This window comes from Verrucomicrobiota bacterium, assembly GCA_016871495.1.
In the GTDB taxonomy this organism is placed as follows: Bacteria; Verrucomicrobiota; Verrucomicrobiia; order Limisphaerales; family VHDF01; genus VHDF01.
In genome coordinates, this window is record VHDF01000011.1 from 37,822 (window position 1) to 51,366 (window position 13,545).

Below are 13,545 nucleotides of genomic sequence, written 5' to 3' on the forward strand. Positions count from 1 at the left end.
TTTCGTTGCAGGCAAGGCGCGAGGAAGGAGCATATCCGATGGATCTGGTGAATGATTCGGAAAGGCTTTATCGCCTGTACTTTGCGAAGTTTCATGAAGGGCAATGGCCGTTGTCAGCAAATAAACTCCGACGGGCCAGGATGTGGAAGGGTGAGTCAATTCAGCCTCAAGTTAGTCGGGAATTTCAAGACACTCATTTCGAACGGGGAAGGCGCATCGAGAATCAGACGCACCCATCCTTCAGGCTCACGCCCCAGGAATACGAACCCGCGTTGCTTATGCTCGAAGTTCAAAAAACCGCGGAACACCCTGCCCTGCGCGCTCGCTTTGAAGCGGATCGCCAAGTGTTCACCAGGATGGATCATCTTCGCATCGCCAAACCGGCTCAGCGCACAAATGAACCGAATCTTTTCGGAATTTCCGATTGTCTCGCCCCCCCTGAACCAGCTATAGAGGCACTCCATGACGCCCTCACTGCTCATGCTACTGCCCTTCGGGGTCGTCGTGGCAGTGGGTTTTCTCTTCGTCCGCATGGCAAGCCGCGAGATTCCCAAGCGGCAAAGATCCCGGCTCAAAGAGGCCTTGGATGCTCTGGACCCCAGCAACGACCCGGAACCGGCGGAAGAACAAGCCTGGCTTCAGTGGCCTTCCCGATGGATCGCCGTATCGGGGGCCAAGCCTGTGGCCGTTCGCAATGCCCTTGATCTTTGCGGAGTCCAATGGTGCTCCCTCGCCGAAGGACTCCAATTGGCCTCGGAAGACCGCTACTTCATCAGCCAGCATGTCAAGGACTGGGTCGTGGTTTTCGGTCGCGAATTGCCCGATCCTGGATCGGATCCCGACCATCTTTTTCGCTTCCTCTCGGATCTCAGCCACGAACTGGGCACGGTTCAGTATTTTTGCGCAGACCCCGTGGTGGGCGAACACGCCTGGATTTGGATCGAGCAAGGCCGGGTTAAACGCGCGTTCGCCTGGTCAGGCTCCACCGTCTGGAATCAGGGGGACCTCACTCCGGCCGAGAAATCCCTCGGCGTGGAATGCCCTGGATACGGCGAGGAATCGCCCGAAGATTTACGACGCAATGCCATGGCCCGATACAACGTGGACCGTGTGCATCAACTCGCCTCCAAATGGGGGCTGGACCCCGGGCGCTTGACCCGCAGCCTCCCGAAAGGTGCTCAGGGCATCGTTGGCAAAAGACGGCTGCAAAGAAAAAGCCAGCCTTAAGTCCAAGGCCGGTTTCGAGTTTCCGCGATGCCCTCTCGGGGAGCTCTTACTCAAGTGTTATTCTCCATGATTCTTCCCCCATCCCGCTCCATGCTCCTCGCCGGCTGGTTCGCTGTCTCGAATCTGCTCGCCCAGAATGGCGATCGACCCGGCGAAACTCAGGCCGAACGCATTCCCGCCGACAAAATTCCACCCGCTCCCGTCCTCCCGCCCGAGGAAGCCCTCAAGTCCTTCAAAGTGCCGGAAGGATTCAAAGTGGAAATCGTCGCCGCCGAACCGCTCGTCGAAGCCCCCGTGCTCATGCAGTTCGATCCGGACGGACGGCTCTGGGTCCTCGAAATGCGCGGCTACATGCCCAACCCCGAAGGGAAAGGAGAGGACGCAAAAACAGGACGCGTCAGCATTCTTGAAGACACGGATCAGGACGGGCGCATGGACAAGCGGACCACGTTCCAGGACAACCTCGTCCTGCCTCGCGCCTTGGTCCTCACCCGCGGCGGAGCTCTGGTCGGCGAACCCCCGAAACTGTGGTTCTTGCGCGACACGGACGGAGACCTCAAGGCCGACGATTTTATTGAAGTCGCCACGGATTACGGCGGACGCGAGAATCCGGAGCATACCTCGAACGGATTGATCGTGGGTCTCGACAATTGGATCTATAGCGCCAATCACACGACGCGGTACCGTTTCCAGGACGCGGAATGGAAAAAAGAACCCACCGTGTTCCGCGGCCAGTGGGGCATCAGCCAGGACGACTTTGGCCGACTCTTCTTCAATTCCAATAGCGATCATCTCAGGGCCGACTTGGTGCCTTCCCACTATTTTCACAGAAACAGCCACCTCCGCGGTGTCACCGGACTCAACTTCGCCGTCGCCAAAGATCAATCCGTCTGGCCGGGACGCATGAACCCCGGAGTGAACCGGGGATACCAGCCTCAACAACTCCGCGCAGACGGCACTCTGGCTACCTTCACCGGTGCCTGCGCCCCGCTTATCTACCGGGGAGACCAATTTCCAGAATCGCATCAAGGCAATGCCTTCGTTTGTGAACCGACCGGCAACTTCGTCCGCCGCAGCCTGCTCAAGGAGCAAGCCGGCATCATCACGGCCGAAAACGCTCACGCTCGCACAGAATTCCTGACCTCCACCGACGAACGCTTCCGCCCGGTGAGCCTGGCCAACGGCCCCGACGGTGCCCTGTATGTCGTGGACATGTATCGCGGCATCATCCAACACCGCATCTACCTGACCAGCTACCTGCGCAAACAAGCCCTTTCGCGAGGCCTCGAAAAAGGGCTGGAACACGGTCGCATCTATCGCGTGGTGCGCACCTCTGCCCCGCCCACTCCGAAAACCCGGCCCGGCCTCGGATCCGCGACGCCGGCGCAACTCGCCGAATACCTCTCGCATCCCAATGGCTGGCATCGGGACACCGCGCAACGACTGTTGGTGGAAAGCAGTGAAAGCTCCGCCGCCGCCCCCCTGCGTCAAATCGCTCGCTCTCATGCCAATCCGAAGGCGCGACTGCACGCACTCTGGACCCTGGAAGGCCTCGCCCTGTTGGATCGCCCCACACTGATGGCCGCTTTGGGCGATTCCCACGAACGCGTGGCCGCCGCCGCCATCCGTTTGTCGGAACCTTTCCTGGCCCGTGATGAAATGGATCTCTTCCCGAAACTGATCGGTTTTTCCACCGATCCACGCCACGCCATCCGCTTGCAATTGGCGTTTTCCCTCGCCCGCTACCCGCGAGAAGACGTCGACACCGCCTTGGTCAAAATGATCGTCCATGCGCCCACGGACACTTTGCTCCGCGAAGCTGTCGTTTCCGGCTGGGTGGGACGAGAAGCGCATTTCCTCGAGGCCATCCTATCCATGCCGACAGATCAGAAGTCATCGCTCCTTCCGACCTTGGGCCTCCTGGCGCGTTGCGTTTGGAACGAGGGTCAGGGCGCCAAGGTGAGCCGTATCCTGCAGCGCATCGCTGCCAGCGGCACTGATTCCTCTCCATACCTCGCCGTCCTTCAAGGCCTGAACGCCGCCGCCCCCAAGCCGAATACGAAAAACGCAGCACCGCCGCGACCGGTGAAACTCGATCGTGAACCCTCCGAACTGGTTTCGCTCAAGGCTTCACCGAATTCGGAACTGGCCAAAACCGCGGAAAGCCTCCTCTCGGTTCTCGTCTGGCCGGGCAAACCCGGATACGTGGAGCCGAAAGTCATTCCCTTGAACGCCGAGGATCAAGCCCTCTTTGACGAGGGGAAACCCCTCTACCAAGCCATCTGCGGCGCCTGCCACCAACCCACCGGTCTCGGGCAGGACGGTTTGGCGCCGCCCGTGCTCGATTCTGAATGGGTGCTGGGCTCGCCCGATCGCCTGATTCGAATCGTGCTCCACGGGGTGCGCGGCAAACTCACGGTCAAAGGCGTCAGCTACAACCTCGAGATGCCTCCGCTCAGCATTCTGGACGACCGGCAGGTGGCTGCCATCCTCACCTACATGCGCCGCGAATGGGGCCACAACGCATCGCCCATCTCCCCCGCCACGATTCAAACCATCCGCCAGCAGACCGAGTCTCGTGCCGAAGCGTGGACCGAACCCGAACTGCTCAAGCTTCCCTGACCCGTCCGCTCAAAACGGCCGCTTCGCCAACCGCACCCGCGGCGGCGACACCGCGAGTCCCGCCGGGCCATGCATGCTCGAATTCCCCTTCGCCTCCTCGCCCAGGCTGCGGCGGATGAATTCGACCTGGCTGCGCAAGCGGGCTTTCCCGTGACCTGAAGTGGAAAGCACAGACTTTCCATCCGCTTTGAGCATGCGTGCCTTCACACGATCCCGCAACGAAAGTCCCAGCACCTCCTCCACCAAACGATCCCGCAAACGTCCATCCACGATCGGAAACACCACCTCCACGCGGCGAAAGAAATTGCGCGGCATCCAATCGGCGCTCCCCACAAAAACTTCGGGCCGGCACGCGTTTTCGAAATAGTAAATCCGGCTGTGTTCCAGGAAACGGTCCACGATGCTGCGCACCTCGATCCGGTCGCTCAGGCCGGGAACACCGGGACGCAGACAACAAGTCCCGCGAACGATCAACTGGATGTTTACCCCGGCCCCGGACGCGGCATAAAGCGCGTCAATCACCTTCGTGTCCACCAAGGCGTTCATCTTGGCCACAATCCTCGTCGGCAATCCTCGTCGAGCGTGCTCGGCCTCCCTCTCGATCAAGGACAGTATTTTCGCATGGAGCTCAAACGGCGCCACCACCAACCGGCGCATCGGTTGATACTGGCAGATTCCAGTCAACAGATTGAATAACCGGGTGGCGTCCTCCCCGAAATCTTCGTCACAGGTCAGCAAGCTGATGTCCGTGTAAAGCCGGGCGGTGTTCGGATTATAGTTTCCCGTTCCCAGGTGCAGGTATCGGCGCAGGCCGTCGTCGTCCCGGCGCACAATCAACAACGCCTTGGCGTGAATCTTGAATCCCACCAAACCGTACACCACATGCACCCCGGCCTCTTCCAGCCGCTTGGCCCATTCGACATTGTTGGCCTCGTCGAAACGTGCGCGCAATTCCACCACCACGGACACCTGCTTGCCGTGATGCACCGCCCGCATCAGTGCCCCCACGATCCGGTCATCCCCGCCGGTGCGATAAAGGGTCTGTTTGATCGCCAGCACCCGCGGATCGCTGGCGGCCTGGGTCAAGAGCTCGAGCACGGTCGAGAAGCTCTCGTACGGATGATGCAGGAGCACGTCACCCTCGCGAATCACCTCGAACAGATCCGTCTTTCCACGCACAACCGGCGAAAGCTGCGGCGAAAAGGGAGGATCCTTCAATTCCGGAACGTCGTCCCGATCACACAACATCATCAATCTCGCAGGATGCATCGGGCCGTCGATGACATAGAGATCCTCCCGCCGAAGCCGGAGATGCTCCAGCAAGAAACCCGCCACGGAAGGCGGACAATCGTGAGCCACCTCGAGACGAACCGCGTCGCCCCGGCGCCGGTTGTGCAGTTCGTTCTCGACCGCCTTCAGCAAGTTGGCCGCTTCCTCCTCGTCGATGTAGAGTTCGCTGTTACGGGTCACGCGAAAAAGCCAGCTGCCCTGGATGGCCATCCCCGGAAACAAATCGGGCAGGAAGTGCCGGATCAATTCCCCCAAAAAAACGTAGGCTCGGGAACCGTCGCCGCGAGGCAACTGGACCAGCCGGGGCAGACGACGCGGCACCGGCACGATGGCGTTGTGACGTCCCTCGCCCAGAGCGTTTGTCCTCGCCAGTTGCACGATCAAATTGAGCGATTTATTGATGAGCAGGGGAAAAGGATGAGCCGGATCAATGGCGATGGGAGTCAAGAGTTGGCGGATTTCCGCCCGATAAAACTGCTCCAGCCAGGCCAAGTCCCTTCCCGGCATGTTCGCCACCGGGATGAAGGCCACGCCCGCCTTGGCCAGCCCCGGCAACAATTGTCTCTTCCAACATTGATACTGCACGCGCACGAGCCTTCGAATGCGCTTCTCGATCGCCGCCAGGAGTCTGGACGGCGCCATTTCCCCCTCCTCGGCGCCCCCCCCGCCGCTCTCAATCCGCTGTTTTAATCCGGCCACGCGAATCTCGAAAAACTCGTCGAGATTCGTGCTCGTGATGCAAAAAAACTTCAACCGCTCCAGAAGGGGAGTCGAGGGATCCAGCGCCTCATCAAGCACGCGCTGGTTGAATTCCAACCAGCTCAGCTCACGCTGCAAATATCGCCCCCCCGAGAGGGACGGCGGCGAGACACGGCCAAGTTTCTTGCTTATCCTCATGCCCAAACCCTCAGCCTAAGGTCCGGCCCTCTGTTCAGGCCAGCGACAATTGTGTGACAGCCATCAGGTTCAACGCTCCCCTCGGGCCGGCGCTTGCCTTTGCCAATTCGAGGAAGTTAGCCTGCCGGACATGAACTCCCTTCGATTCTCCGCTCTCTTCCTTTTTCTTTGCACCTTGCCGGCCCTGGCCGCCCCCGCCATTCCCGATTCCCACCGGATCGGCGGACTGGCCGTGGGGACTCAAGCCTACACCTTCAATCGTTTTTCGGTCTTTGAAGCCATTCATAAAACCGCCGCCGCAGGCGGAAAAGTGATCGAGTTTTATCCCGGCCAGAAACTCAGCCCCGAAGAACCCGGCGTCAAGTGGAGCCATGACGCCTCGGACGAAGTCATCGCCAAGGTCAAGGAACAGTTGTCCAAATTCGGACTGCTGGCCGTCAATTATGGGGTGGTGAGCATTCCCAAAGAGGAGGCCAGCGCCCGGAAAATTTTCGATTTCGCCAGGAAAATGGGCTTCGTGGCCGTGACGACCGAGTCGGTGGACTCGATCGACATCATCGAAAAGATGGTGAAGGAATACGACATCAAGGTCGCATTCCACAATCATCCACGACAGCCCAACAACCCCAACTATCGCGTCTGGGATCCCCGCTTTGTGGCGGACTTGGTCAAGGATCGCGATCCGCGCATCGGCGCGTGTGCGGACACGGGGCATTGGCTGGCCTCCGAACTCGACCCCGTTGAAGCGCTGCGAATCCTGAAAGGAAGGGTCATCAGCAGCCACCTCAAGGACCGCAATGTGAAAGGCCGCCAGGGACATCACGATGTGCCTTACGGCACCGGCATCGGGCGGGTGGCCGAAGTCCTGGATGAATTCCGAGCCCAGGGATTTCAGGGCAATATTTCCATCGAGTATGAATTCAATTGGGACCATTCCGTCCCTGACATTGCCCAGTGCGTCGGGTTCATTCGAGGCCACACCGCCCGATGGAAATAGCGCTCGGCTTGCCCGGCTCCGCCCACCGGTAGAAATGAGGCAAGAATCCGCGCGTTCCCCGTCCCGGGAAGCGCGCTGAATTTGGGGTTCCCGCCAGTGCATCCACAGGTATCGGTGATGCGCGCGGCACCGCCGAGGCAGCGGCGTTTACGCCGCTGCAGGGCGTGTCTTCAAGGGCATGTCAGGCTCAACAGGCAAGGGTGCTGCCGGGGCGAAGGCATCCACCCAGGGCGGGCCATAAAGCGGGAGGAGATCGCCGCGGCCGATGAGCGCGAGCGGAAGCACCGTGAACAGCGCGCCCCGACAACTTGCGGATGCACCGGGTTCCCGCCACGGAGCGGCTTCCGCCTTGCTTGAAGGCCTAGGCTTCGACTCCTTCGCCCTCGAGGAATCCCTGCAACTGGCGAATGCGCGTCGGATGGCGCATCTTGCGGAGCGCCTTCGCTTCGATCTGCCGGATGCGTTCGCGCGTCACCTTGAACTGCTTGCCCACTTCCTCCAGCGTTCGTGAATAGCCATCCCCCAGGCCGAACCTGAGCTCCAGGACTTTTCGCTCCCGTTCCGTCAACGTCTCGAGCACATCCTGCAACTTGTCCTTGAGCAGGCTGTAGCTCGTCATGTCCGACGGATTCTCCGCGGACTTGTCCTCGATAAAATCTCCGAAATTCGTGTCCTCACTGTCGCCGACCGGGGACTGCATGGAAATGGGCTGCTGCGCCATTTTGAGGACGGCGCGCACCCGCTCCACGGGCATCTGCATTTCGTCCGCGATCTCCTCCGGCGTCGCTTCGCGTCCGAAATCCTGCACAAGCTGCTTCTGCACCCGCATCAGCTTGTTGATGGTTTCGATCATGTGGACCGGAATGCGAATGGTCCGGGCTTGGTCGGCGATGGATCGAGTAATGGCCTGGCGGATCCACCACGTGGCGTAGGTGGAGAACTTGTAGCCACGGCGGTACTCAAACTTCTCGACCGCCTTCATCAGCCCCATGTTCCCCTCCTGAATCAGATCCAGAAAGGAGAGCCCGCGATTGGTGTACTTTTTGGCAATCGAAATCACCAGACGGAGGTTCGCCTCGACCATCTCGGTCTTGGCCTGGAGGGCCTTTCGCGAAAAATGCTGGAGCCGCTCGTAGGCTGCCAGGTAGTCGGTGGCCATCATCCGCACGAATTCCTCGAGGGCTTTGATCTTGCGCTGCTCGGATTGAATGATGGCCTGCGATTGGGGCGACTTGCGCTGGTGCTCCATCTCGTGAATCACCCGCAAGCTGGCCTGAATCTTCTCGTAAATGTTGTCCGCCACCAGCGCCATCTCCTCGATGACCTTCTGCTTGTAGAAGAACTTGGCGAAGGTGCGCTGCAGCTTGTCGTCCAGCTTCTTGAACTCCGCCGCAACCTTGTCACGCTTGGCCTTGTTCGGCACGTGGTGCGTCTCGGCGTACTTGTCGTCCACGTTTTGATCAATCGTGCGCACCTCCTTCACGAGCTTGCGCAAGGCCTTGAGATGGTTCTCCCGGCCCTCAATCTTCTTGTCCACGATGACGCGGTCGAATCGCTCCTTGGGCGGCTCCGAAATCAACTTCTCCGCAAGCGCGATGTGCTCCTTCCCCGCGAATCCGAATCCGTATATGATCCGCTTCACTTCGGTCTCCGCATCCTCGATGCGTTTCGAAATCTCCACCTCCTGCTCGCGCGTCAGCAAAGGGACCTGGCCCATCTGCTTCAGATACATGCGCACCGGATCATCGAGAATGTCGAGGCGCGTCTTGTCCTCCTCATCCTCAGGCTCAGGCTGCTTGACGCGATCCACCTCCGCCTGATCGACAATCTCCACCTCGAGATTGCGCAGCTTGATGTAGATCTCATCAAGCTCCTCCGGCGTGACGATGTTGTCCGGCAAAGCGTCGTTGATATCCCCGTAAGTCAGGTAGCCCTGTTCCTGCGCCAGCCGGACGAGTTCCTTGATCTTTTCCGTCAAATCCAGGCCCGACTGGGTCTTGATAGGAGGAATCACCGCACCCGCCACGCCGTCCGCAGGGGGGTGGGATTCAGAAGCAGGGGTGGAGGAAGAATGGGCCGAAACAGCAGAGAGGTGCTTGGAAGCCCTCGGGCCAGGCGCGGGACGGGACTTTTGCTTGTCCTTTGCGACCGCTTTTACCGTCTTCTCCTCCGGCTTGGCAGCCGGTTTGATGTTTTTTCGAGAGACGACTTTCGTTGCGTGTTTCTTGGGCTTCGGCGACTTGACCATATTTTTCGTCTATTCCAATTCTGGCCATATTTTTCGTCTATTCCAATTCTGGCAAGAGTGGCAAAGGAGCAAAACTCCAGAACTCGAATAGATCTAGAGAAGATCGTTGTGCCGCCCGGCCGCGAAATAGCCGGTCAATATTGTGTATCATCAAGTTCGAGTCAAGCGGCCAAATGTCACCGTGGATTGGCGGGGTGGCGGTTCCAACCCTCATGCTCCAACACTGGCAGGCGCCAGGATCGCGTCACCCATGCCATGGATGATCTTCTTGTCTCCCGGACAAGTGGTGGCCAGCACGCCCCCCAATCGCGCCCGACGATCATCCCCCTCCCCGGCCACAAAATAATAAGGACACAGGCGAGTCCGGCCTTCCATGGGAACCATGGACCCGGCATCGGGGTCATACCAAGCCGTCGCAACCCGCCGAGGTTTGTGATACTCTTGCAGAATATAGGGGTGATCGCCCGCCTGCTGGATCGCCTTTCGAACTGCCGCAGACCAATCGGACGAAGAGAGGTCGCTTCCCAAGGAGACTCCACGCGCCCCCCATGCCATGGGAGAAAACCCCGAGATCTTGAGAATTAACTGGCGTTCTCGCCGCGAAAGGGCCCCCAACTGATTCCAATCCGTCACATTTAATCTTGGAATCGCCCCTTGCGGTGGAAGCGGCTCCGGATCCACCAACCAAGTGTAAGGCACCACCGCCATGAGGGTCGAAAGAAACCCTTCCCCAAGTTCCCGATGCCAAAAGGCCCTCAATTTGCGATTCCACAACAAGGCGAAAAGCAACTTTTCCTCAAACAAGGAGCAAGGCGGAGGGGTCAGAAAAATCGACCCGGACGCCGCCCTCTCCAGCAAGTCCTTCGCCCCAGGCACGTGGTCCAAATCAAAGAGTTCAAAAAAGCGGTAAACAGCGTCCCCCCCAGCCAGGTCGCGGCTCCCTGGCGAAGTCACCCGGAACCGGTCCGGCGGCAATTGTCTGCAAAGCCATTCCATTTCAGGTCGATACGTGGACGACTCATCCGAAATCACGATATGGACGTTTGAACGCGGTCCGAAAATGGACTGGAAGCCCTCGACCATGCCGGAGGCGCCCCCCAGCGGCGACTGCTGCTCCGACTCCACGCCAGACCAAGGCATTGCCGCATACGTTTGATTGAGCCACGCGGTCAAGCCGATCCCTCCCGGCACGCTGTCAAGCTCGGTGATAACCCAATGTTTTTCGGTCAACAGGATGTCGGGACGAATGACACGGGGCGTCTCATGTTTGAAGGCGGCCGCACGCTGAAGTTCGATCAAAGCCTTGGGTTTGCCACGTTCCAGCCACTGCGCCACCCAGGCCGGTTGTCGTCCTTCACAACTGTGGCGATAAAGCAGACCCGCCGCCTGATAGAATTTAAGCAAAACCCTTCCGAGTTTTTCGAATTGATCTGCAAGCGCCCGCCCAATTGGAAAAGGACGTCCCGCCACCCGCCATCCCAACCCCGCAAACAAGCCCTCGGGAGGAAGCCGACGAAGGGCTTCCCGTGCTCGATCGACATCACCGTGCATGACTGCTAATGCGCGCGGGGAGCGCGGCGGTTAGACACGAACTTGACCAGTTCCGTACCCGAGCCATTTGTACGTGGTGAGTTCCTCCAATCCCATCGGGCCTCGAGCGCCAATCTTATCCGTGCTGATGCCGATCTCCGCGCCCATGCCGTACTCGCCCCCATCCGTGAAACGGGTGGAGGCGTTCCAATAAACCGCGGCGGAATCGACTTCGGCAAGAAACCGCTCGGCGGTTTCGCGGTTGGCGGTCACAATCGTGTCCGAATGACTGGAACCGTAGCGCCCAATATGGTCGATCGCGGCGGAGCAGTTCTCGACCACGCGAACATTCAGGATGTAATCGTTGTACTCGGTATGAAAGTCCTGCTCCGACGCAGCCGCCAGCTTCCAAGTCGCGGCGTTGGGTTGGGCCTGGAGAAGGGTCAAGGCATGGGAATCGGCGCGAAGTTCGACCGATTTCTCAGCCAACGCTTTCGCGGCTTGAGGCAAGAACTCGGCAGCAACCGACTGATGAACCAGTAAGGTCTCCATCGCATTGCACACCGCGGGACGATGCGTTTTCGCGTTCACGACGATCCGCAGGGCCATGGGCAAATCCGCCTCACGATCCACAAAAACATGGCAAACTCCCTTGAAGTGCTTGATCACCGGAACGCGGCTGCATTCCGCCACCGCCCGGATCAAACCCTCACCCCCTCGAGGCATGCACAGATCCACCAACCCGGTGAGACTCAATAACGCCTTAATCGCCTCCCGGTCCGGGGTGGAAACGACTTGAATGGCGTCCTCAGGAAACGCCGGGGAAGCTTCGCGGCCCGCTTCGATCAAACATCTCGCGATGCACTGATTCGAGCGAATCGCTTCCTTGCCCCCCCGCAACACCGTGGCGTTCCCGGACTTAAAACAAAGCGCGGCGGCATCCGCCGTGACATTGGGCCTCGATTCGTAAATGATGGCGATCACCCCAATGGGCGTGGAAACCTTGCGCAACCGCAGGCCGTTGGGTCGAATTCTTTCCTCCAAAACCCTCCCGGTGGGATCGGGCAAAGCCGCAACTTCCCGCAAACCCTTGGCCATGGCCGAGATGCGGGCCGGAGTTAATTGAAGACGGTCCAGCATGGCCTGCGAAAGCCCGACCGCTTGCCCGTCCCGCAAATCCTCGGCATTCGCGAGGACCAAGGCATCAACGGACTTTTCAAGCCGGTCCGCCATCGCGAGAAGGCATCGATTCTTCTCCGCCGGAGTAAGCCGGGCCAGCGCGCGTGCCGCAGCCTTCGCCCGCTGAGCCAGGTTCGTCATTTGCTCGATCAAACTCATGGCTCCATCATCCTAATTCCCCGGGGCGGAAGGAAAGCCTTTGATTCGATTTGACGATGGCTGTCAGAGGGCATAGAATGATAACGTCAATGGGGTTAACAGTCTCGGTTCCTCCTGCCCGGTGGTACTGCTTTTTTGGGGCCACCGGGCCTTTTCTTTTCCCCTTTTGAAGGTCACCCAAGAAAAGCCTTGTGGATGACCTTGGTCGCCAGATCGCCTTTGGCCAGATCCACGATCACGGAAATCTTGATTTCACTGGTCGAAATCATGTCGATGTTGATGCCTTCCTTGGCCAGCGCCTCAAACATCCGCGCCGCCACTCCGGAATGGCTTTTCATGCCCACTCCAACAATGGAGAGTTTTCCGATTTGTTCGCTGGCGAAAACCTCTCGCACGCCAATCTCGCTCTTCAACCCGTCGATCACTTTACTCGCCTTCAAGAGTTCGGCCTTCTCGACCGTAAACGACAAGTCCGTCAAGGGCTTGCCGGAGCCATGGCTCGCGTTCTGGACGATCATGTCCACGTTGATGGCAGCCTCACCCAAGGCCTTGAATACCTTGGATGCCATGCCGGGCTGGTCCGGCACTCCGGCCAGGGTCACTTTGGCTTGATTCTTGTCGAAAGCCACGCCGCGAATGACGACGTCCTCCATGCTCTTGGTTTCCTCTTTCACAATCGTTCCTGGGTTGTCGTTCAAACTCGAGCGCACTTCAAAAACCACACCGAATTTCTTGGCAAATTCAACCGACCTCGACTGCATGACTTTCGCCCCCAAACTGGCAATCTCCAGCATCTCGTCGTAGGAGATCTCCTGAAGTTTGCGCGCACCGGAAACCACGCGGGGATCAGCAGTATAAACCCCGTCCACATCCGTATAAATCTGACAAAGATCGGCCTTCAAAGCCGCGGCCAGCGCGATGGCGGTCAAGTCGGATCCTCCCCGGCCCAGCGTGGTGATCTGGCCCTCCGACGTTTCGCCCTGAAAACCCGCCACAATCACCACCTGCCCCGCGTCAAGCAACGCGTGGACCATCCGCGGGCTAATATTCTTGATCTTGGCCTTGGTGTGCACTCCATCCGTCACAATGCCAGCCTGGGCGCCCGTCAACGACGCAGCCGGTACATTCAGCGCATGCAGCGCCATCGCCATCAGGGCAATGGTCGTCTGCTCGCCCGTCGCCAGGAGCACGTCCATTTCACGCTCGCTCGGAAGGGGCATGATTTCCTTGGACAGCTTGATCAAATTGTCGGTCACACCGCTCATCGCGGAGACCACCACAACGACCTGATCCCCGCGTTGCCGATACTTCGCCACGCGGTTCGCCACGTTCTTGATCCGCTCCGTGTTGCCGACGGAGGTGCCGCCGTACTTTTGAACAATAAGGGCCATGGGGT

Annotated in this window: 8 protein-coding genes; 3 read left to right on the plus strand and 5 right to left on the minus strand. The window is 59.3% G+C overall.

Features of this window, described 5'->3' with window-relative positions:
• The first annotated feature begins 462 nt into the window (after positions 1-462).
• Entirely contained in the window at positions 463-1,227 is a 765-nt protein-coding gene (locus tag FJ404_04085) for a hypothetical protein (protein ID MBM3822065.1), read from the plus strand.
• Between the two features lie 90 nt (positions 1,228-1,317).
• The gene (locus FJ404_04090; GenBank protein MBM3822066.1) at positions 1,318-3,849 is read left to right on the plus strand and encodes a dehydrogenase; all 2,532 of its coding nucleotides are present in this window, start codon (positions 1,318-1,320) and stop codon (positions 3,847-3,849) included.
• Positions 3,850-3,858: 9 nt separating this feature from the next.
• Here FJ404_04090 and ppk1 read toward each other — a convergent pair whose 3' ends face one another.
• The gene (gene ppk1 / locus FJ404_04095; protein ID MBM3822067.1) at positions 3,859-6,036 is read right to left on the minus strand and encodes a polyphosphate kinase 1; all 2,178 of its coding nucleotides are present in this window, start codon (positions 6,034-6,036) and stop codon (positions 3,859-3,861) included.
• Positions 6,037-6,166: 130 nt separating this feature from the next.
• On the opposite strand from ppk1, the gene FJ404_04100 reads away from it, so the two are divergent.
• Positions 6,167-7,033 (plus strand): sugar phosphate isomerase/epimerase, encoded by an 867-nt coding sequence (locus tag FJ404_04100; GenBank protein MBM3822068.1) that lies wholly within the window; start codon positions 6,167-6,169, stop codon positions 7,031-7,033.
• A gap of 361 nt (positions 7,034-7,394) precedes the next feature.
• Here the strand turns inward: FJ404_04100 and rpoD are convergent, their stop codons facing one another.
• From rpoD to FJ404_04120, 4 genes are all read right to left on the minus strand, one after another.
• The gene (gene rpoD, locus FJ404_04105; protein MBM3822069.1) at positions 7,395-9,281 is read right to left on the minus strand and encodes an RNA polymerase sigma factor RpoD; all 1,887 of its coding nucleotides are present in this window, start codon (positions 9,279-9,281) and stop codon (positions 7,395-7,397) included.
• A 210-nt stretch (positions 9,282-9,491) separates the two neighbouring features.
• Positions 9,492-10,832: a hypothetical protein gene (locus tag FJ404_04110; GenBank protein MBM3822070.1), complete on the minus strand. Its 1,341-nt coding sequence runs from the start codon at positions 10,830-10,832 to the stop codon at positions 9,492-9,494.
• A gap of 30 nt (positions 10,833-10,862) precedes the next feature.
• Positions 10,863-12,149 (minus strand): glutamate-5-semialdehyde dehydrogenase, encoded by a 1,287-nt coding sequence (locus FJ404_04115; protein MBM3822071.1) that lies wholly within the window; start codon positions 12,147-12,149, stop codon positions 10,863-10,865.
• Positions 12,150-12,322: 173 nt separating this feature from the next.
• Positions 12,323-13,540, minus strand: a complete 1,218-nt coding sequence (locus tag FJ404_04120) for an aspartate kinase (protein MBM3822072.1) — start codon at positions 13,538-13,540, stop codon at positions 12,323-12,325.
• Positions 13,541-13,545 lie beyond the last annotated feature (5 nt).

Coding starts and splice junctions, on each gene's coding strand:
- ppk1 (MBM3822067.1), bottom strand. CDS start 6,036: ATGAGGATAAGCAAGAAACTTGGCCGTGTCTCGCCGCCGTCCCTCTCG.
- FJ404_04115 (MBM3822071.1), bottom strand. CDS start 12,149: ATGAGTTTGATCGAGCAAATGACGAACCTGGCTCAGCGGGCGAAGGCT.
- FJ404_04090 (MBM3822066.1), top strand. CDS start 1,318: ATGCTCCTCGCCGGCTGGTTCGCTGTCTCGAATCTGCTCGCCCAGAAT.
- FJ404_04100 (MBM3822068.1), top strand. CDS start 6,167: ATGAACTCCCTTCGATTCTCCGCTCTCTTCCTTTTTCTTTGCACCTTG.
- FJ404_04120 (MBM3822072.1), bottom strand. CDS start 13,540: ATGGCCCTTATTGTTCAAAAGTACGGCGGCACCTCCGTCGGCAACACG.
- FJ404_04085 (MBM3822065.1), top strand. CDS start 463: ATGACGCCCTCACTGCTCATGCTACTGCCCTTCGGGGTCGTCGTGGCA.
- FJ404_04110 (MBM3822070.1), bottom strand. CDS start 10,832: ATGCACGGTGATGTCGATCGAGCACGGGAAGCCCTTCGTCGGCTTCCT.
- rpoD (MBM3822069.1), bottom strand. CDS start 9,281: ATGGTCAAGTCGCCGAAGCCCAAGAAACACGCAACGAAAGTCGTCTCT.